General features: G+C 41.1%; 18 protein-coding genes, 1 tRNA gene and 1 other RNA gene. 9 read left to right on the forward strand and 11 right to left on the reverse strand.

What is annotated here, in order from left to right; genetic code table 11:
* Nucleotides 1–166: 166 nt before the first annotated feature.
* On the reverse strand, nt 167–652 hold the full coding sequence (locus FTV38_RS06005; protein WP_180021941.1) for a hypothetical protein: 486 nt from the start codon (nt 650–652) through the stop codon (nt 167–169).
* Between the two features lie 309 nt (nt 653–961).
* On the opposite strand from FTV38_RS06005, the gene carA reads away from it, so the two are divergent.
* From carA to greA, 3 genes are all read left to right on the forward strand, one after another.
* Complete coding sequence (carA, locus tag FTV38_RS06010; protein ID WP_168378093.1) at nt 962–2104, forward strand: glutamine-hydrolyzing carbamoyl-phosphate synthase small subunit; 1143 nt, start codon at nt 962–964, stop codon at nt 2102–2104.
* 13 nt (nt 2105–2117) lie between these two features.
* Nucleotides 2118–5348, forward strand: a complete 3231-nt coding sequence (gene carB / locus FTV38_RS06015) for a carbamoyl-phosphate synthase large subunit (RefSeq protein WP_168378094.1) — start codon at nt 2118–2120, stop codon at nt 5346–5348.
* A gap of 107 nt (nt 5349–5455) precedes the next feature.
* The gene (greA, locus tag FTV38_RS06020) at nt 5456–5932 is read left to right on the forward strand and encodes a transcription elongation factor GreA (protein WP_078191345.1); all 477 of its coding nucleotides are present in this window, start codon (nt 5456–5458) and stop codon (nt 5930–5932) included.
* A gap of 77 nt (nt 5933–6009) precedes the next feature.
* On the opposite strand, the gene FTV38_RS06025 is transcribed toward greA, so the two are convergent.
* On the reverse strand, nt 6010–6597 hold the full coding sequence (locus FTV38_RS06025; RefSeq protein ID WP_180021942.1) for a TetR/AcrR family transcriptional regulator: 588 nt from the start codon (nt 6595–6597) through the stop codon (nt 6010–6012).
* A 139-nt stretch (nt 6598–6736) separates the two neighbouring features.
* Between FTV38_RS06025 and FTV38_RS06030 the strand changes: the two genes are divergently transcribed.
* The gene (locus FTV38_RS06030) at nt 6737–7147 is read left to right on the forward strand and encodes a RidA family protein (RefSeq protein WP_180021943.1); all 411 of its coding nucleotides are present in this window, start codon (nt 6737–6739) and stop codon (nt 7145–7147) included.
* 84 nt (nt 7148–7231) lie between these two features.
* Nucleotides 7232–7849, forward strand: a complete 618-nt coding sequence (locus FTV38_RS06035; protein WP_180005421.1) for a CatB-related O-acetyltransferase — start codon at nt 7232–7234, stop codon at nt 7847–7849.
* Here FTV38_RS06035 and FTV38_RS06040 read toward each other — a convergent pair.
* The gene (locus FTV38_RS06040) at nt 7829–9238 is read right to left on the reverse strand and encodes a P-loop NTPase fold protein (protein ID WP_180005420.1); all 1410 of its coding nucleotides are present in this window, start codon (nt 9236–9238) and stop codon (nt 7829–7831) included. The genes FTV38_RS06035 and FTV38_RS06040 overlap by 21 nt on opposite strands.
* A gap of 161 nt (nt 9239–9399) precedes the next feature.
* Between FTV38_RS06040 and FTV38_RS06045 the strand changes: the two genes are divergently transcribed.
* Nucleotides 9400–9978 carry a hypothetical protein gene (locus FTV38_RS06045; RefSeq protein WP_180021944.1) on the forward strand — a complete coding sequence of 193 codons (579 nt, stop codon included), beginning with the start codon at nt 9400–9402 and terminating at the stop codon, nt 9976–9978.
* 446 nt (nt 9979–10424) lie between these two features.
* Here FTV38_RS06045 and FTV38_RS06050 read toward each other — a convergent pair.
* The 4 genes from FTV38_RS06050 to coaD form a co-directional block, all read right to left on the reverse strand.
* Nucleotides 10425–10501: transfer RNA gene (locus FTV38_RS06050), tRNA-Met, on the reverse strand.
* 73 nt (nt 10502–10574) lie between these two features.
* An RNA gene (gene rnpB / locus FTV38_RS06055) (RNase P RNA component class A) lies at nt 10575–10954 on the reverse strand.
* 26 nt (nt 10955–10980) lie between these two features.
* Nucleotides 10981–11244 carry a YfhL family 4Fe-4S dicluster ferredoxin gene (locus tag FTV38_RS06060; RefSeq protein ID WP_180021945.1) on the reverse strand — a complete coding sequence of 88 codons (264 nt, stop codon included), beginning with the start codon at nt 11242–11244 and terminating at the stop codon, nt 10981–10983.
* 1 nt (nt 11245) lies between these two features.
* Nucleotides 11246–11737: a pantetheine-phosphate adenylyltransferase gene (coaD, locus tag FTV38_RS06065; RefSeq protein ID WP_078191350.1), complete on the reverse strand. Its 492-nt coding sequence runs from the start codon at nt 11735–11737 to the stop codon at nt 11246–11248.
* 137 nt (nt 11738–11874) lie between these two features.
* Between coaD and smpB the strand changes: the two genes are divergently transcribed.
* Nucleotides 11875–12348, forward strand: a complete 474-nt coding sequence (smpB, locus tag FTV38_RS06070) for an SsrA-binding protein SmpB (protein WP_078191351.1) — start codon at nt 11875–11877, stop codon at nt 12346–12348.
* A gap of 52 nt (nt 12349–12400) precedes the next feature.
* Here the strand turns inward: smpB and FTV38_RS06075 are convergent, their stop codons facing one another.
* The 4 genes from FTV38_RS06075 to rluD form a co-directional block, all read right to left on the reverse strand.
* The gene (locus tag FTV38_RS06075; RefSeq protein ID WP_180021946.1) at nt 12401–13729 is read right to left on the reverse strand and encodes a hypothetical protein; all 1329 of its coding nucleotides are present in this window, start codon (nt 13727–13729) and stop codon (nt 12401–12403) included.
* Between the two features lie 232 nt (nt 13730–13961).
* Nucleotides 13962–14513: a flavodoxin family protein gene (locus FTV38_RS06080; RefSeq protein WP_078192171.1), complete on the reverse strand. Its 552-nt coding sequence runs from the start codon at nt 14511–14513 to the stop codon at nt 13962–13964.
* Between the two features lie 40 nt (nt 14514–14553).
* Nucleotides 14554–15294 (reverse strand): peptidoglycan editing factor PgeF, encoded by a 741-nt coding sequence (gene pgeF, locus FTV38_RS06085; protein WP_180005456.1) that lies wholly within the window; start codon nt 15292–15294, stop codon nt 14554–14556.
* Nucleotides 15295–15338: 44 nt separating this feature from the next.
* A complete protein-coding gene (gene rluD, locus FTV38_RS06090) occupies nt 15339–16391 on the reverse strand; it encodes a 23S rRNA pseudouridine(1911/1915/1917) synthase RluD (RefSeq protein WP_180021947.1) in 1053 nt (350 codons plus the stop codon).
* 71 nt (nt 16392–16462) lie between these two features.
* Between rluD and FTV38_RS06095 the strand changes: the two genes are divergently transcribed.
* On the forward strand, nt 16463–17455 hold the full coding sequence (locus FTV38_RS06095) for an outer membrane protein assembly factor BamD (protein ID WP_180021948.1): 993 nt from the start codon (nt 16463–16465) through the stop codon (nt 17453–17455).
* Between the two features lie 212 nt (nt 17456–17667).
* Complete coding sequence (locus FTV38_RS06100; RefSeq protein WP_180021949.1) at nt 17668–19596, forward strand: DNA primase; 1929 nt, start codon at nt 17668–17670, stop codon at nt 19594–19596.
* The last annotated feature ends 16 nt before the right edge of the window (nt 19597–19612 follow it).

A 19612-nucleotide genomic window follows, 5' to 3' on the forward strand; every position in this document is an offset into this window, starting at 1 on the left:
AAATAACTGCTTTGGACTTAAATGTACTATTCACAATAAGGGAGTCATTAATGACTCCCTTTTGCATATTTAGCGCTAACTTGAAGTTTAATTCGCTCTCACCTAATCCAGCTCCCTGGAATGACTGGACTTAGCTCAAGTGTTTTAAAATTCATGTCATTCACAATTAACTTTTAAGATCTGTGGTTTGATCCGTAACATCAGCTTTCACTGGTGAAACTTTTTTCCACGCTTCCAAAGTATGTTCCTTAGAACGCTTAAATGTTTCTGTTAAATGATCTTTGTGCTTTCCTGAAATTTGAGTCACATCTTCTTTCAGCTCTTTTCCAAGTTTTGAAAGATCATCGATGACCGTATTAAATTCAGTTTTCACAAACTCTTTGAGTTCAGTGAAATCTTTTTGCGATGAACCAAACTGAACTTTTAACTGATCAAGTTTATTCAATACATCTTGCTTCAACTGACGCAATTGATCTTGCACACTGGCATTCAACTGCTTTGCCTCTGCTCCGATCTTTTCTTTGCTTTCAGTAACCGCTTCTGTGGCTTGAACACTTGCTTCTTTTGCAACTTGTTCAAGCTTTTCAGCACCTTCGATAACGACTTCTTTCAGGGAGGTTTTAGCCGCTGTTTGTTTTTGTTGTGTTGCCATGACTTTGTACCTATAGTTTTTGCTGACCGACCCACATTAGCGCTTTTTGATAAATTTTAATTTATGATTTGTCTGACAATAATTAATTGGTTACATTTTTCTAAGATTTTGCAAAACCAAACTTTATTCTAAAATGCAAGCGCTTTATCTGCTTTATTCCTGATATTTACGATGGACTTTCAGTGGCTTTCTGCGTATAATGCCGTGTTAAGTTCAAGCGAGCAGATGTAAGGAGGGTAGGTTTTTAAGCAGCCTTCCTTTTTTTTCGTCTTCTCGCTTTTTTACAGCCTAAATTTCAGGAGCTTTGGTTTGAGCACCCCAGCAATTTTAGCCCTTGCCGACGGAACTATCTTTAAAGGTACTTCTATTGGCGCATCGGGTAGTACGACTGGTGAAGTCGTTTTTAATACAGCAATGACTGGCTATCAAGAAATTTTGACTGACCCTAGTTATGCACAACAACTTGTGACACTAACTTACCCACATATCGGTAACACAGGTTGTAATGATGAAGACGCTGAGTCAGGTCGAATTCATAAAGTATGGGCTAACGGATTGATCATTCGTGACCTACCTTTATTGCATAGCAACTTCCGTGCTGAGCAATCACTTGGTGATTACCTTGAACAACACAATGTTGTTGCTATTGCAGACATCGATACACGTAAATTAACGCGTATTCTGCGAGCAAAAGGTGCACAAAATGGTTGTATCCTTGCTGGCGAAAACATTACAGAAGAAGAAGCTTTAGCTAAAGCACGCGCTTTTGGTGGTTTAAATGGTTTAGACCTTGCAAAAGAATGCTGTGACCCTGAAGGCTTTGAATGGACTGAAGGTTCTTGGACATTAGGTAAAGGTTTCTCTCAGCCTGAAGCTAAATTCCATGTTGTTGCATACGATTACGGTGTCAAAACCAACATCTTACGTATGCTCGCAGACCGCGGTTGTAAATTGACTGTCGTGCCTGCGCAAACTCCTGCTGCTGACGTACTTGCATTGAATCCAGATGGCGTGTTCTTATCGAACGGCCCCGGCGATCCAGCTGCATGTGACTACGCAATTGAAGCTGTAAAAACAATTGTAGAAGATGCTCGCAATGTACCAGTATTTGGTATTTGCTTGGGTCACCAAATTCTTGCACTTGCTTCAGGTGCAAAAACTGTGAAAATGCCTCACGGCCACCACGGTGCCAACCATCCTGTTCAAAACATGGAAACTGGTATTGTGATGATTACTTCGCAAAACCATGGCTTCGCAGTGGATGCAGAAACTCTTCCTGCAAACTTGAAAGCTACGCACAAATCACTGTTCGACCAAACTCTTCAAGGGATTCATCGTACAGACAAACCTGCGTTCAGTTTCCAAGGCCACCCAGAAGCAAGCCCTGGTCCACATGACTGCGCACCACTGTTCGATCATTTCATCGAACTTATCGAAGCATCTAAGAAGTAATTAAGGAAGCATCATGGCTAAACGTACAGACATTAAAAGCATCTTAATTATTGGTGCTGGTCCGATTGTGATCGGTCAGGCATGTGAGTTTGACTACTCAGGTGCGCAAGCATGTAAAGCCCTTCGTGAAGAAGGCTACCGTGTTATTTTGGTGAACTCTAACCCAGCGACCATTATGACAGACCCTGCGATGGCAGACGCAACTTACATCGAGCCGATTACTTGGCAAACTGTAGCTGCAATCATTGAGAAAGAACGCCCAGACGCAGTTCTTCCTACAATGGGTGGTCAAACAGCATTGAACTGCGCCCTTGCACTCGATGCCAACGGTATTTTAGAAAAATACAATGTTGAATTGATTGGCGCGACGAAAGAAGCAATCGAAAAAGCGGAAGACCGTAAACTTTTCGATATCGCAATGCGCAAAATCGGTTTGGAATGCCCTCGCGCTGACGTTGCAGAAAGCATGGAACACGCACTTGAAATTCAAGCGCGTTTCGGCTTCCCTGTCATTATCCGTCCATCATTCACTATGGGTGGTTCAGGCGGCGGTATCGCATACAACCGTGAAGAATTCATTGAAATCTGTGAACGCGGTTTCGATCTTTCTCCAACTAAACAATTATTGATCGATGAATCATTAATTGGTTGGAAAGAGTACGAAATGGAAGTTGTTCGTGACAAAAACGACAACTGTATCATTGTATGTACCATTGAAAACTTTGACCCAATGGGCGTGCACACAGGTGACTCAATCACTGTTGCTCCTGCACAAACATTGACTGACAAAGAATTCCAACTTTTACGTAATGCATCTTTAGCTGTACTTCGTGAAATTGGTGTAGAAACTGGCGGTTCGAACGTTCAGTTCGGTATCAACCCGAAAGACGGCCGTATGGTTGTGATCGAGATGAACCCACGTGTTTCTCGTTCATCTGCCCTTGCTTCTAAAGCAACTGGTTTCCCAATTGCGAAAATCGCGGCGAAATTGGCTGTCGGTTATACCCTTGATGAATTGAAAAATGACATCACTGGCGGCACAACTCCTGCATCTTTCGAACCTGCGATCGACTATGTTGTAACCAAGATTCCTCGTTTCAACTTCGAGAAATTCCCGCAAGCTGACGCAACTTTGACGACTCAGATGAAATCTGTAGGTGAAGTCATGGCCATTGGCCGTAACTTCCAAGAGTCTGTGTCTAAAGCACTTCGTGGTCTTGAAGTGGGCGCATGTGGTTTTGACGAAAAAATCGCTGTGGGCACTGAAGGCGCACGTGAGAAAATTCTTGTTGAATTGAAAGTGCCAGGTCCAGAGCGTATTTGGTATGTAGGCGATGCATTCCGTCACGGTTTCACCCTTGATGAAGTATTTGAAGCAACCAAAATTGACCGTTGGTTCTTGATTCAAATCGAAGATATCATCAAAACTGAAAACCAAATCAAAACTTTAGGTTTTGGTGATTTGAATGCGGACAACATCCGTTCGTTCAAACGCAAAGGTTTATCTGACCTTCGCATTGCGGACTTGATGGGCATTTCACAAAAACAATTCCGTAAACACCGTTGGAACTTGGGCGTAACTCCAGTTTACAAACGTGTAGATACATGTGCTGCAGAATTCGAATCTGACACAGCTTACATGTACTCAACTTACGATGAAGAATGTGAAGCGAACCCATCGAACCGTGACAAAATCATGGTCATTGGTGGCGGTCCTAACCGTATTGGTCAAGGTATCGAATTCGATTACTGCTGTGTACACGCGGCTCTTGCAATGCGTGATGACGGTTATGAAACCATCATGGTGAACTGTAACCCTGAAACGGTTTCTACAGATTACGACACATCAGATCGTTTGTACTTCGAACCAATTACTTTGGAAGATGTACTTGAAATCGTTCGTATCGAGAAGCCAAAAGGCATTATCGTTCAGTACGGTGGTCAAACTCCGCTTAAATTGGCTCGTGCTTTAGAAGAAGCTGGTGCACCAATCATCGGTACATCACCAGACGCAATTGACCGTGCGGAAGACCGTGAACGTTTCCAACAAATGATTCAACGTCTGCAACTTCGTCAACCAAACAACAGCATTGTAAAATCTGCTGAAGAAGGTATGGCTGAAGCTGCAAAAGTTGGCTACCCACTTGTGGTACGTCCTTCTTATGTCCTTGGTGGCCGTGCGATGGAAATCGTGTACAACGATGACGAATTGAAACGCTACTTACGTGATGCGGTTCAAGCATCGAACGAAGCACCTGTACTTCTTGACCACTTCCTAGACGATGCGATTGAAGTTGACGTGGACTGCGTATCTGACGGTAAAGACGTTGTGATCGGCGGTATCATGCAGCACATCGAACAAGCGGGTATTCACTCAGGTGACTCAGCATGTTCTATTCCTCCGTACTCTTTATCTAAAGAAGTTCAGGACGAAATGCGCCGCCAAACCATCGCTATGGCGAAAGAGCTTGGCGTAATTGGTTTGATGAACGTACAGTTTGCGGTTAAAGGTACTGACGTATACATCTTAGAAGTGAACCCACGTGCATCACGTACAGTTCCATTCGTATCTAAGTGTATCGGCGAATCTTTAGCAAAAGTTGCTGCACGTTGTATGGCAGGTCAATCTCTAGAATCTCAAGGATTCACTACAGAGATTATTCCTGAACACTTCTCTGTAAAAGAAGCGGTGTTCCCATTCAACAAATTCCCTGGTGTTGACCCAATTCTTGGCCCTGAGATGAAATCTACAGGCGAAGTGATGGGTGTAGGTAAAACATTTGGTGAAGCGTTCTATAAAGCTGTGTTAGGCTCTAATGACCGTTTACCAGGCCTACCAACGGAAGGCGAAGTAAAACATGCATTCTTATCTGTTCGTCATTCTGACAAGCCTCGTGCTGTTGGTATTGCGAAACAGTTGACAGATCTTGGCTTCAAAGTGATCGCTACTGGCGGTACTTATGATGTGATTAAAGATGCTGGTATTGAATGTGAACGTGTGAACAAAGTGACTGAAGGCCGTCCTAATATCGTAGACCGCTTGAAAAATGGCGAAGTTCACCTCATTATCAATACAACTGAAGGCAAACAGGCTCAAGAAGATTCATTCTCGATCCGCCGCTCTGCATTACAAGGTAAAGTGTATTACACAACTACCCTTAACGGTGCTGATGCAGTATGCCAAGCTTTAGCAATCAAATTGCCAATGGATGTATACCGCTTACAAGACCTTACTAAAGGTTAATTAAGTTACCGAGAAGTCCCGCCACCTCTCGGTGGCGGGCTTTTTTTCATTTCTAGGTCAGTAAAAATTTTACTGATTTTTTCTTTTTACAAACATGAGGGACAACAATGCAACGTTATCCTATGACTCCCGAAGGCAAAATTGCCCTAGAGAAAGAATTACAGCAACTTAAAAGTGTTGATCGTCCACGTATTACTGCAGCAATTGCTGAAGCGCGTGAACATGGGGATTTGAAAGAAAACGCTGAATACCACGCTGCTCGCGAGCAACAAGGTTTCTGTGAAGGCCGTATCCAAGATATCGAAGGTAAATTGGGTGCTTGCCAAGTGATTGATGTTAAATCACTTGAGCAAAATGGCCGTGTGGTTTTCGGTGTGACTGTGACCATTGAGAACTTAGATACTGAAGAACAAAAGACTTATAAAATCGTTGGTGATGACGAAGCAGATTTTAAAATCAACAAAATCTCTGTGAACTCTCCAATTGCTCGTGGTCTTTTGGGTAAAAATGAAGGCGACGATGTAAAAATCAACACACCACAAGGTGAAGTTGAGTACGAAGTTTCTAAAGTTGAATATCTTTAATTCATTAAGATAGCAATTTTAAGCCCCTCTTTTGAGGGGTTTTTTATAATCAGATAAATAATTATTATACCCCTGCTCTATCCTTCTTTTAATAATCCTGATGCAAAAAGTTGAAAGGCATGTAATGCTTCTGACAACACCTGCTCAGGATTCTTGCTAGAAGCCACCCAAAGCGCCGCATTCATGGCTGCTCCATTTAAAAATATGGCTGCCGCTTCAGAATTCACTGCTTTAATTCGGTCTGCTGCCAATAACTGTTCTACGCATTCACGTGTAGACTTCAAGCATTTGTTTTGACTCGGCCAATGCGCAGGATCACCCAATACCGCAGGTCCGTCGCGTAATACAATTCGCTGAAACTCAGGATTCAAGGCATTTTCAATATAGGTTTTCCCCTCAAGCATCAACCCCTCCCAAAGATCTTCGGGTTGCTCCAGATACTTCTGGGCAGATAAAGCCATTTCTGAATCAATTTGATTAACCACAGCAGCAAATAAGCCCTTTTTATCGCCAAAATGATGGTACAGCGCACCACGGGTCAGCCCTGCTTCTGCCGTGAGTTTATCCATTGAGGTGTCTGCATAGCCATACTCAGCAAACGTACGGCGTGCCACTTCAATCAGTTTCTTGCGGGTTGCCGCCATTTTTTTTTCACGAACAGACATTGCTTTGATTACCTCATCATCACAAAAATTTTAATTGACATACCAGGCGTATGTCAATTATGTTGACATACGATACGTATGTCAAAAATAAAGCTGCTTTCCCCCCACTTTTAAAACCAGATATTGAATGAGAATAAACATGACTAGAATTGCAATATTTCCCCAAAATCGCCATGCCTTGTATGAACAGCATGGTTACTCTGCTGCTATTAAATCGGAAAATTTACTCTTTGTATCAGGCCAGGTCGGTAGCCGTGAAGATGGCAGTCCTGAACCTGATTTTGAGAAACAGGTAAAACTAGCATTCCAGAATCTTAGCCATACTCTCGCTGCGGCAGGCTGTACTTTCGATGAAATTGTCGATGTCACCACCTTCCATACAAACCCTGAACAGCAATTTGAAGTCATCATGAAAGTTAAAAATGAGGTGTTTACACAAAAGCCTTATCCAAACTGGACAGCAATAGGTGTTAATTGGCTTGCAGGTTTTGATTTTGAAATTAAAGTCATTGCTCGGATCCCAAACCTCCCTACAAACACTTCGGTCTAGCGATTGATTTTTAATAGGGATGAACGACGCATGACATCAGTTCAATTGGTTATAATGGTTTACCCTTTTTAAGTTGTACTGTTTATGTCTGAAAAATTGATTAATTCACCTGTAAATCATTGGTGTGAATTTGAGTTCATCTCTAAAACAGTGAAGAATCCTAATATTCACATCAAAGGTAATTATTCATATTATTCTGCATATTGGGATCAGGGTTTTGAGCGCTGTGTGGTGCGTTATTTGCACGACAAACCTGCGACCCCAGAGAGGCCGATAGACCAGCTACATATCGGTAATTTTGTCTGCTTTGGCGCAGAATGCGTGATTATGATGGGCGGTAACCAACTCCACCGAACAGACTGGATTTCAGCATTTCCGTTTGATACACGGAGTTTTGTCCCTGCGGGTGATACAATCATTGGTGATGGCTGCTGGATCGGCTCACGCGCCATGATTATGCAAGGCGTTACACTCGGTGAAGGTGCTGTGGTGGCTACAGGCGCTGTGGTAACTAAAGATGTACCACCTTATGCTGTTGTCGGCGGCGTGCCTGCTCAAATTATTAAATATCGTTTCCCTCTGGAAGATATCGAAAAACTACTTTCACTTAAGCTCTATGATTTAGATGAAAAGCAGTTTTTAAAGATGCGGGAGCAGTTGCAGACAGATGATATTGAAAAATTATTCCTGTACTTCAAATAACCCTGTTTTAATGTATTGCTTCCAAATATCCTTGAAATTCTTTCTATTTATTTTTGTACCAACACAATATTGATTTAAAATCCGACTCATAGCACTCTCTTTTTGTCCTTGTTGACCTTGAGTTTTATAATTATTTTCTAAATATTGAATTGCATCATATATTTCACAGATTATAGAATTTTTGATATTTGTGTGTTCTACAATCTTTTGATTAATAAAATAGCTTTTTGTCATATACATATCATCAGTACCTTCAAAATAATTATATAAATTATGAATTTGCTTTGTAAGATATGGATAAGTCACTTCAAATAACCCATCAAAAATAAATCCACATAAAATTAAATTTAACTTCGGATTATCAGTCCTTAAAAGTGCGTATTGGTTAATTTTTTTTATCAACTCCCTAGAATTATATTTTTTAGTCATTTGAAAATTAATAATCCAAAAATACAACTCGGAATCACCTTCCTTCGTTGAAATTTCCCCAACTCTAAACAGCTGATCTTTTATTATTTTTTCATGTGATACAGAATTATCTAAATTTGGAAATTTAAACGTAAAATCCACAAATTTTTCAAGATAATCTCCATTCATCTCTGAATCATAGCCATAGTATGATTTGACTGATTGTAATAATTGAGGCTTATTCATTACCAAAACAAAAACAATTTTTGGAATATCAAAAAAGTGCTTAATTCTTTCAATTAGACGAATTGCAAAATCAGGACGACATCGATCCAATTCATCAATAATAAAAACTAAAGGTTTATCTAATTTTCCAGCTAATACAGCAAGTTCTTTCTTAAAGTCATGAATTGTTTGTTTCTCAACCTGATGATTCTCAATTTTCTTTTCGATTTTCTCCTTAACTTTTGCAGCTATTTCCTCACTTGCTGTGTCATACAACGCTTTTCCTTCTTCATATACCTCTTTAAATGCTTCTCCAGCTCCACCCAAGCCAATCCAATGCATGCCCGCTTTAGCCGCAATCATTGGTATGACAGCCGCCAACGATATTAATACTGAAGCAGTCTTAGCATTAAAATCTTTAATTTCATCATCATCAATTTCTTCTGACTCTTTAAAAGTTTGACTTATTTCAGCTGCAATCGTTAAAAATGGATCTTCCAAATAATCATTAGCAAATGCATCCAAATAGATCACGTTATGCTGAGTATCATCTAAATGCTTCGCCCAATGACGGACAAACCACGTTTTACCCTCACCCCATCGTGCATCCAAAGCAAGAACAGCACCGCAGTTTAAGCGATCAACATACCTTGTAAGCTGCTCTCCTAAACGACGGCGATGCCAAAGATCACCTTCCCATGCAGTTTCAATATTCTCAAAATTATCTTTAGCCCAGTTCAATTGATTATCTATCATTTCTATTTATATTCATCAAGTTAACTATGTATTGAGTATAGCAGTAGCGCTATAAATTAACATTTAACCCATGAGCATCTCGTAACTTGTCATAGCCTTTTCCCCAAATAAAGACTATAAAGAACACATAAAATAAAAAGACCCACTTTTCAGGATGAATGATGACGAGAACCACTCAATTCTCAGGCATATTTATACTTGCCCTGCTGGCAGCTGTCGTCGCAACTTTTTGCGATGCGATTCATGTCTATACAAAAACACTTAGTTATCCCAACCCATTATTTTTCCATCAGGCTTGGTGGGTATTCCCCGGCTTTTTTATTGCCTTTGCTTTCATGGCATTTAGCTATATTCAACTTACACAACTACTTAAACACTATGTGATGACTCAGCTCAGTTGTCATCATGACGGCACTGCGCCCCTCGTCGAGAGCCTAATACTATTTGCCATCGTCTACATACTCAGCGGATTTGGTAATTTTCATCCCGAAGCACTTTGTTGGATTTTTTACCTGAGCTTTTTTATTCGCTGGCTATTTAGCTATGAGCGTACATGGCTACTGATATTGGCCATCATGCTTGCCATTGGTGGCATGTTCTTTGAAGGACTATTGGCTGAGTTTACTTTAGTTAAATATCACCATGAAGATATTTACAATGTGCCGTATTGGCTCGGTGGCGTATATATGCATGGCGCATTTGCCTTACGTGCAGGTATGCGTCGTTTTGTCTATCGATGATATTTAAGATCTGATGTTACGCCTTTAAAATAATGACGTATTTTTTTAAAAAATGATTTTTAAGCCTATTCGACGGAGTCTTACATCTAGGGTTTAAATAAAGGGATTAGCCTTCAGCTGGAGGTACTCTTACGAAACGTTGTTTCTCATTCGGCAAAATGAGAAGCGTGCTTCGCAAGGAAACCATATTGCGGTGCAATGCACCTCACCGACAAAACTCGTTCACTAGCGTCAAATTATTCAAAGTATCGCAAAAAATATTTTTGAATAGATATAGTCTTGTCTCAAACACTTGCGGATGACCTTACCGCGTATCGTTCTTTTATTTGAATCAAATAGCGCTTCTGATATTACTGCACAACATCATTTATGATGATAAAACTTTCGATTTTAAAACATCAAAACAAAAAAAAGACCACTCAATCGGAGTGGTCTTTTTTTGAATATGGTGGCTATGACGAGACTTGAACTTGTGACCCCCGCATTATGAGTGCGGTGCTCTAACCAACTGAGCTACATAGCCTTAAACTGTGCGCGCATTATGGAGGGATATTTAAATATCGTCAAGCCCATAATGCGCGTATTTGATCAAAATTTGTTGAAGTGAACCGATAAGCCGGGTTCTGTCGAGGACGATCATTCCTCTAGGCGTACAATCACTCATACGCTCAAGCGACCTACCCGGATCCAGCATGGGCCATGCCTAAAGGATCCCTATTTGGTCTTGCTTCCGGTGGGGTTTACCATGCCATGAACTGTTACCAGTCATGCGGTGCGCTCTTACCGCACCCTTTCACCCTTACCTCCGATTTCGATTGCTCGATACCATAATGAAGGCGGTCTACTCTCTGCTGCACTTTCCGTCGGCTCACACCGCCCAGGCGTTACCTGGCACCTTGCCCTATGAAGCCCGGACTTTCCTCCCCTGCTTTAGTCACGGAGACCTATACACAGCAGCGATCGTCTGGTTCACTTCGGGGCGCATTCTAACAAATCTGACAACTAATTGCTTGATGTTTTTTGAGCAGTTAGTTTTTCGTACTTTTGTTGAAGCTGTTCCTGAGTTTCAGGATGAGCCGGATCCAATGGAATACAATCCACCGGACAGAACAACTGACACTGCGGTTTATCGTGATGCCCAACGCATTCCGTACACAAATCAGAGTTAATCTCATAAATGAGTTCCCCCATGAAAATCGCCTCATTGGGGCATACAGGTTCACAGACATCGCAGTTGATGCATTCATCAGTGATATATAAAGACACTCTACCAACCTTGCTGTTGTTTACGCTTAAAGGCTTCCACGACAGCTTGTGGTACAAACTGAGTGACATCACCATTTAAACGTGCAATTTCACGCACGAGCGTAGATGAAATAAACGAATATTGCTCTGATGGGGTTAAGAATACCGCTTCAAATTTACTATCCAAACGGCGATTCATATTTGCCAATTGAAATTCATATTCAAAATCTGAAACTGCACGTAAACCTCGTAATACGGCTGTTGCTTTTTGCTCGTTAAAGAAATTGACCAACAGCCCATCAAAACCTACAAACTCAACATTTGACAAATGACTTAAAGACTCTTGCGCTAGTGCAACACGCTCTTCCAGACTAAACACAGGGTTTTTGTGATGTCCAATTGCAATTGCCACGACAACTTCGTCAAACATGCGTGATGCACGTGTCACTAAGTCGATATGACCATTAGTAATTGGATCGAATGTGCCCGGATAAATTACACGAGTTTTAGACATCCAGTTGTACTCTGTTATTTTGTAGATGGGTATTTTAACAAAATCTTGATTTATAGGTGAAGTCAGCTTGTAAATTTAAAAACTTCATCTTATTCAAAGTTCGGGTACAATAGTGCTAAGTTTGGAAGTTTTTGATTATGACGAAAGCAGTAGTTAAAAAAAATAGTAGCAGTACGATTGCCCTCAATAAACGTGCGCGTCACGATTATTTCATTGAAGAAAAATTTGAAGCGGGTCTTTCATTACAAGGCTGGGAAGTCAAATCAATGCGTGCAGGTCGTATGACCATCGTAGAAAGCTATATTACGTTTAAAAATGGCGAAGCATTTTTATTCGGCGCTCAAGTGCAACCTTTACTGAGTGCTTCAACGCATGTGGTGCCTGAAGCGACTCGTACTCGTAAATTATTGCTGAACCGCCGTGAAATTGAAAAACTACAAGGTGCGATTAACCAAAAAGGTTATTCATGTGTGCCTTTGGCATGTTACTGGAAAGGTCCTCATGCCAAACTTGAAATCGCCCTAGTAAAAGGTAAGCAGCTTCACGACAAGCGTGCAACGGAAAAAGACCGTGATTGGCAGCGTGATAAAGCCCGTATTTTTCATAAATAAGTTCAATAAAAAACCTCCATTTTGGAGGTTTTTTTATTGATACATTGCACATTTAGCAGAATTTCAACCCACCAAAACAGTTGGTCCGAACTTCCTGGTTCCCCAAGACTTGATTTTTTAAAGTTAAATTGGCCGCACCAGCATTGCTGAGGTTAATTGAACCGACATTTTTATAAATCGGTAAACCAAATGCAGCACCAACAGCAGAACCTAAGGGAATATAAATCGGTTCATTGGTTAAAATTTGCGATACTTTTTCTGCAACTTGTGGCAAGACGCCTGAAATATCTACTTCAGATGTTGGATTTAATTTACCAATATTGATCGGGTCTTTAAATGACATCCACCAACCTGTACGTGCAATATCATCTGCATTGGCATCTGGCCAACTGATATCTTGAGATTGAAGCGATAAATAACCGGCTGTGCCATTTAATGGAATGTTATGAATCATATTTAAGGCTTGCTCAAAGGTAATGTTCATTTTCAAACCATCAATTGACGAACCTGAATCCATAAAGAACTGCGCCCCTTCTACCCATAACAAATTACGGTCAAGTTTGACCTGTAAACTACCACTATCACGGTTGAGTTGAATCGATGGCACTGTCGCACTGATATTTTTGGCAACGGCTTGAGTTTGTCGTTTTCCGTTGATGGTAATTTCAGGGACGGTAAACGGCACATTCATTGAAGGAATTTTTAAACCCTTACTATTTTCAGGTTGGCTGACAAAGCTACGATCATTGTTCCAAATCGTATTAATCACCAAGTTACCGGATAAAGTCTCGCCACTGCTATCCCCAAAGATCGCTGCTTGGGTCTTTGCTGTCCCTGTAGTCGGTGCAATTTTCATATAACCGCTCAGTGACTTAATCCCGTCTGTCGGCGCACCCGTGTTTTGAATACCAGTGGTCAGTAAACCTGTAATTGATTCAGCACTGACACGGAAGCCTTTAACTTCTCGTAAAGCGGCTTGTTTTGGGTTTTTAATTGCAAATTCAATAAACGGATTTTTCAGTTCGGCACTTGTCGACGCTCGATCACCATTAAAGACGGGATTACCATTGGCATCGGTTGAAGTAGCATTACCACTCAGCGCTAGATGACGAATATGAATATCACAGCCATTTGACCCGTTTACCCCACCACAGCCGAGTTGCAAACTTTTGACATTGACGTTCAGATCCATAACCGCATCTAAACTGAGTTTGTAGAAACCAATATTTTCATCGACCATTTGTTGGTTGACTAAAACAGGATCGGTATAGGACATATTCATCAATGCCGCACCATTGATGGCAGATAATTCTTCATCGGCTAATCCCACCAAGCCTTCTGCTGCAAAAACAACGTCAGAAACACATAAGGTCAATGCCATTACTATTGTTTAATCCTTTTTAATATTTACCACTCATCCAGAGTGAAATTTATGAGAAGATTAAATCAATAGCTTTGGCGTAAATGAATAGCAATTTGTGACACGCATCACAACTCAATTATACAAAATGCCAATTTTCACGAATTTTAGGCCAATAAAAACCCCAGTAACATTTCCATCACTAGGGTTTTCAAAGATTTATAAATGATAGTTCAAACGATTTATTTACAAATTAATTAACTTTATTTAACAACAGCCCCAGATATTCACCAAACCAAATGGCAGTTTCTAAATCACCCGCAGGTGGCGTGACTTCAACAGGCGCATTATCCGATTGTGTCATTAAACCTAAAAAGCTCGACATCCGATTTAAATCTGTTGTGCTTCGTCCAGTTGGCATCAATGGAAGACCGCTCCACAACATGCCGTGCTGCATGGCGAATAAATTGATTTGCTGCAATACTGCCAATTTATCTCCACTTAAGCCGCCACCATTGGTAAAACCAGCGGCTAACTTGCCTTGCCATGTCCGTGCTAACCAGCGTTTAGATGATTGCTCCATGAATAATTTCATTGCCGCACTCATACTGCCCATATAGGTTGGGCATCCAAAAACGATGGCATCTGCACTGTCCAATTCATCCCAATCCACATGCTCTACATTCATGAGATGGACTTTTACACCGGCTTTTTCTGCACCTTGTACAATGAAATTCGCCACTTTGGCAGTGTGCCCATAGGGACTGTGGTAAACAACAGCAAGAGATTTAGCAGTCAAAGACATAACATTTAAAAGTCGATAGATTCAGTCAAGTTTAGCATTTTCAAAGCATAAAGACGAATGTTGCCATACGTCCTGTTTTCGCTTCTCGGCGATAAGAAAAATATTCTTCAGCTTGCAAAAAGGTACATTGGTCGCCACCGGTTACAGCTTTAACCCCATGTAATGCAAGAATATAACGCGCTATCGCATAAAGATCAGCATAATATTTGCCTTCCTTTACACCAGCTTTAAATGCACTTTCAAGTTCTGGGTATTTGGAACAAAAGGCAGCTTTGACTTCTGCGCCAATTTCAAAACTCTCTTGGCAAATGGCTGCCCCCAACCAAGCCCATGTTGGCTGAGTGTGCATGGCTGCAATGGTGTTTTCCACAATACCATTTGCCAAGCCCTTCCAACCTGCATGCAGATTGGCAACTTCAGTCCCGTCAGCATTACCCAAAACCACGGGTAAGCAATCTGCGGTCATCATCATCAGGGCATGGTGTTTAGACTGCGTGACCATACCATCGCCTTCGGGTGCAACAAAGTTGATCTGTTCATCAATGCGATGGCATAGCGTACTGTGCGTTTGGTTCATCCAGCTGATTTTATTCACGCCATATTTAGCAAAGTCTTTGAGCAATTGCATCCGGTGCTTTTGCACACGCGCTGCATCATCTCCCACATGCAATGCCAGATTAAATCCTGCCAGTTCAGGTTGTTCAGCGGGTTGCGTCTGATCATGATGAACTCGAGTTTGTCCCACAAAAACACCCTGTGGAAGTCCCTGAACAAATTGCATGTTGCCGTCCTTTTCTATCTATGGCGTGTAAATCAGTTTAAAACTTAATAAGCTTTGTTTTCGCTACGTAAAACTTCAACCAATTGGTTAAAGTCTTCAGGCCATGGTGCTTCAAACATCATGTCTTCACCTGTACGTGGATGAACGAGACCCAATTTAACCGCATGTAAAGCCTGACGTTTAAAGCCACGTAAAGTATCATCTAATAACACCGACGCGCCTGCAGGCATACGTACACGTGGTACATACACTTGATCGCCCACAAGACCATGACCGATATAAGTAAAATGCACACGAATTTGATGGGTACGACCCGTTTCTAAACGTGCTTGAACGCGGGTAAAGTTTTGGAAACGTTCTTTCACATTATAGTGAGTCACCGCATCTTTACCGCCCGGCAAGACAGCCATTTTAATGCGATCGACAGGATGACGTTTAATTGGTTCATCGACTGTACCGCCGGCAATAATGTTGCCATATACAATCAAATCGTAAATACGGTAAACCGATTTCTTCGCCAATTGCTTACTTAAAGAAAATTGAGATTCGAGGTTTTTCGCCACAACCAACAGACCTGAAGTGTCTTTATCGATACGATGCACCAAACCTGCACGGGTCAACTCTGAAGATTTTGGGTAGTGATGCAAAATTGCATTCACTAACGTTCCACTACTATTACCTGCACCCGGATGTACTACCATACCGACAGGTTTATTAATCACCATAATATCGTCATCTTCATAGACAATATTGAGTGGAATATCTTCAGGTAAGCTACGTGTTTGTGCTTCTAACTCGACCTCTAAAGTCAATAACTCTGTGCCTTCGCATTTGTACTTTGGTTTCACAGTGTTACCATTGACCAACAAATGGCCCTCTTTGAGCCACTGTTTTAGCTTTTCGCGAGAAAAATCAGTCCAAACCAGTGCTGAAACCTGATCAATACGTTGTCCTAAATAGCTTTCATCCAATTGAAATTGCAACGATAAACGTGTTGCAGTTGAGTCTGAAGTATGGTTATCTGCATCCTCAGAATCTTCAAGTAAATTGAAATCAGTTTCAGGGAAATTAGAATTGGAAGATTGTGCTTGACTCATTTGCTCATTCAGACAAAAGTGGTTTAATAGTTCAATTGTAGCTCATTGCCCGTATTAACAGAGGAATTTTTATGTCGCTACCAAAATATAAAATGACAATGCTTGCTCTAACAATAGGCATTGCATCGGCAATGGTAGGCTGTAGCAGTAATCCAAAGAAAGAAGTGGTCGACACAGGTCCACAATCAAGCGAACAGATTTATATCGAAAAAGCACAAAAAGCGCTTGAACGCAACCAATATACAGATGCAGCAAAACACCTTGAAGCTCTAGAGACCTACTACCCTACAGGTAACTATGCGCAGCAAGCACAACTTGAACTATTGTATGTAAAGTTTCAGCAAAAAGACTATGAAGGTGCGATTGCACTTGCAGACCGTTTTATTCGTATGAACCCACAACATCCGCAAGTTGATTATGCGTACTACGTGCGTGGTGTTTCAAACATGGAGCAAAACTACAACGGTTTGCTTCGCTATACTTCTTTAAAGCAATCGCATCGTGATGTGAGCTATCTCAAAGTGGCTTATCAAAACTTTGTCGACTTTATCCGTCGCTACCCATCGAGCGAATATGCAGTCGATGCCGCACAACGTATGAAGTTCATCAGTCAAGAATTGGCTGAAAGCGAAATGAATGCGGCACGTTTTAATGTGAAGCGTAAAGCATGGTTAGCTGCTGTTGAACGTTCACTTTGGGTGATCGAACATTATCCGCAAGCGCCACAAGTTCCAGAAGCTCTAGCGACTGTAGCCTATGGTTATGACAAACTTGGTGATAAAACCACGTCTCAGCAATACATTGAAGTACTTAAACTGAACTATCCAAAACTTGTGAAGTCAGACGGTACAGTCAATATGCGTGCTGCACGTAGTGAAGGCAGCTTCCTTAACCGTGCAACTTTGGGTATTTTCGGTAAAGAAGCACAGACGATGTCTGAGCAAACCTCTACAGATGTAGTTGAAAATGATGAAGAAAAACGTAGTTTAACTAATCGTTTAAGCTTTGGCTTACTCGATCGTCCAAAAGATGAAAAAACACAATCGACCGAAGCAGCTGAATAATATAGTCGCAACGAAGGTCGATTTTTCACAAAGGGCAAGTTAGAATACTTGCCCTTTTATCTTTTCAGGATCTACAGATTCGGTTAGATTAAAAGGTATACAATAGTTCGATGGACGATGCTGTACGGCATCTCCACCTGAACTTACAGCATTGCTGATTTCAACATATTTCACGAACTGCCCAAATTCAATAGATAGACAGATAAAACAGCATGGCCATTCCTCAACATACAATTGATCAAATTTTAGATCGCACCGATATTGTCGATGTGATTGGTCAATTTGTGAAATTGAAAAAGACTGGACGCACCTACTCAGGATGCTGCCCATTCCATCAGGAAAAATCGCCATCTTTCCATGTCTATCGTGATAAACAATATTTTCACTGCTTTGGTTGTCAGGCCAATGGTAATGCCATCCGTTTTTTAATGGATATTGGTAGCCGTAACTTCATCGAAGTAATGAAGGATTTATCTAGCCAAACGGGTATTGAACTACCGAAAGACAATAACGATTCCAATAAACTCAAATATAAACGCGAATCTAAACCCAAACCTGTACAAAAACCTCCAATCGAAGCAAAAGCTCTGCCACCCAAAACAGGCGAAACCGACACAAATCCTGCTGCAGTAAATTTCGAACACGACCCATTTGCTGAGTTTCAAAATAACGAAGATGCCTTTTATGGGAACGATCCGTTTGCTCACTTTGACCAAGTTACCAATGGATTTGAAGATGTGCCGCAAGACGGAAACTTATATGACTTGCTGGAAAATGTCGCACAGTTTTATGAGCAACAACTTCCGCTCAGTCCAATTGGGCAAGCTTATTTTAAACAACGGGGTCTCAGTGCAGACACCATCGCCTATTGGCGCTTAGGCTATGCCCCTGAAGATTGGCAACATCTGGAAAAAGCCTTTCCACAAGATATCGAAGGACTCAAACTTCTCGGTTTGATTCGAACTAGTGATAGTGGTCGTGACTTTGACCTACTGCGTGAGCGGGTGATTTTCCCGATTCGAGATGCGAAAGGTCGTGTGGTCGGTTTTGGTGGTCGTGCCCTAAATGATGAAATCAAACCCAAGTACATCAACTCCCCAGACTCTGAAGTTTTCCATAAAAACCAGTTACTTTATGGTTTATACGAAGGCCGTAAACAAAAAGCCCAAGATTGGTTAATGGTCGAAGGTTATATGGATGTGATTGCCCTACAGCAATATGGCATTCATGGCGCTGTAGCGACTTTAGGGACTGCCAGTAATACTGAACATTTAAACATTTTATTTAAGCAAAATAGCCGCATTACCATTGCATTTGATGGTGATGCCGCAGGTCAAAAAGCAGCTCGTCGTACGCTCGAAATTGCCCTTCCATTACTGAATGATGGACGTGAACTTAAATTTTTTGTTTTGCCGAATGACCACGACCCAGATTCATTGATCCGCCGTGAAGGTATTGAAAATTTTCGACGGTTACTGCACACCTCACCGCTTCTTTCTGAATTTGTTTTTGCACATTTAACGCAAAATCATAATGTTGCTTCACCTGAGGGTAAAAGTCAGGTGATGGGCGAACTCAGACAGCTCACTGAACTGTTGCCGAAAGGTGGTTCATATCGTTATTTGCTACAACAATATTTCCGTGAAAAATTAGGGTTTAGCCGAAAGTGGCAGCCTCAAGTTAATAATGATGCATCATTGAGCTTTAGTACAAAAATTGATGCTGAAGAATATGTGATTGCGATTTTAATCAATCATCCTTATCTTTACATTCATTTTGAGCCTTTACGCGCCTTAGTTTCACAAGATCTCTTGCTTTATCACGTTTTAAATATTTTCAATGTGATTTTTGATGAATTGCCTGATGACCCAGAGTTATCGACCTATTATGTACTCGGTGCATGTGCAGCTCATCATCATGAATTACAACATATTTTAGAACATGCCAATATCAGTGACTATACGTCATCACCTGAACAAGCAGATAAACTTGCAGCAGATTTATCGACAAAATTGCAATATCAATTCTTACAACTCAAGATCAAGTCGAATAAGTTTTCTAGCCTTGCTGAAATGCGTAATTTAAAACAACGTATTTATGATATTGATAAAAAAAGATCGCTCACCCTCCTTGAAGATTAAGTTTTAACTTCAAATT

Origin of the sequence: Acinetobacter sp. YH16044 (assembly GCF_013417145.1) — a bacterium.
Taxonomy (GTDB): Bacteria; Pseudomonadota; Gammaproteobacteria; order Pseudomonadales; family Moraxellaceae; genus Acinetobacter; species Acinetobacter amyesii.

What these genes read in the sequence shown, in the direction of transcription:
- FTV38_RS06005 (WP_180021941.1), bottom strand. Translation starts at nt 652, where the DNA reads ATGGCAACACAACAAAAACAAACAGCGGCTAAAACCTCCCTGAAAGAA.
- carB (WP_168378094.1), top strand. Translation starts at nt 2,118, where the DNA reads ATGGCTAAACGTACAGACATTAAAAGCATCTTAATTATTGGTGCTGGT.
- greA (WP_078191345.1), top strand. Translation starts at nt 5,456, where the DNA reads ATGCAACGTTATCCTATGACTCCCGAAGGCAAAATTGCCCTAGAGAAA.
- FTV38_RS06025 (WP_180021942.1), bottom strand. Translation starts at nt 6,597, where the DNA reads ATGTCTGTTCGTGAAAAAAAAATGGCGGCAACCCGCAAGAAACTGATT.
- FTV38_RS06030 (WP_180021943.1), top strand. Translation starts at nt 6,737, where the DNA reads ATGACTAGAATTGCAATATTTCCCCAAAATCGCCATGCCTTGTATGAA.
- FTV38_RS06035 (WP_180005421.1), top strand. Translation starts at nt 7,232, where the DNA reads ATGTCTGAAAAATTGATTAATTCACCTGTAAATCATTGGTGTGAATTT.
- FTV38_RS06040 (WP_180005420.1), bottom strand. Translation starts at nt 9,238, where the DNA reads ATGATAGATAATCAATTGAACTGGGCTAAAGATAATTTTGAGAATATT.
- FTV38_RS06045 (WP_180021944.1), top strand. Translation starts at nt 9,400, where the DNA reads ATGACGAGAACCACTCAATTCTCAGGCATATTTATACTTGCCCTGCTG.
- coaD (WP_078191350.1), bottom strand. Translation starts at nt 11,737, where the DNA reads ATGTCTAAAACTCGTGTAATTTATCCGGGCACATTCGATCCAATTACT.
- smpB (WP_078191351.1), top strand. Translation starts at nt 11,875, where the DNA reads ATGACGAAAGCAGTAGTTAAAAAAAATAGTAGCAGTACGATTGCCCTC.
- FTV38_RS06075 (WP_180021946.1), bottom strand. Translation starts at nt 13,729, where the DNA reads ATGGCATTGACCTTATGTGTTTCTGACGTTGTTTTTGCAGCAGAAGGC.
- FTV38_RS06080 (WP_078192171.1), bottom strand. Translation starts at nt 14,513, where the DNA reads ATGTCTTTGACTGCTAAATCTCTTGCTGTTGTTTACCACAGTCCCTAT.
- pgeF (WP_180005456.1), bottom strand. Translation starts at nt 15,294, where the DNA reads ATGCAATTTGTTCAGGGACTTCCACAGGGTGTTTTTGTGGGACAAACT.
- rluD (WP_180021947.1), bottom strand. Translation starts at nt 16,391, where the DNA reads ATGAGTCAAGCACAATCTTCCAATTCTAATTTCCCTGAAACTGATTTC.
- FTV38_RS06095 (WP_180021948.1), top strand. Translation starts at nt 16,463, where the DNA reads ATGTCGCTACCAAAATATAAAATGACAATGCTTGCTCTAACAATAGGC.
- FTV38_RS06100 (WP_180021949.1), top strand. Translation starts at nt 17,668, where the DNA reads ATGGCCATTCCTCAACATACAATTGATCAAATTTTAGATCGCACCGAT.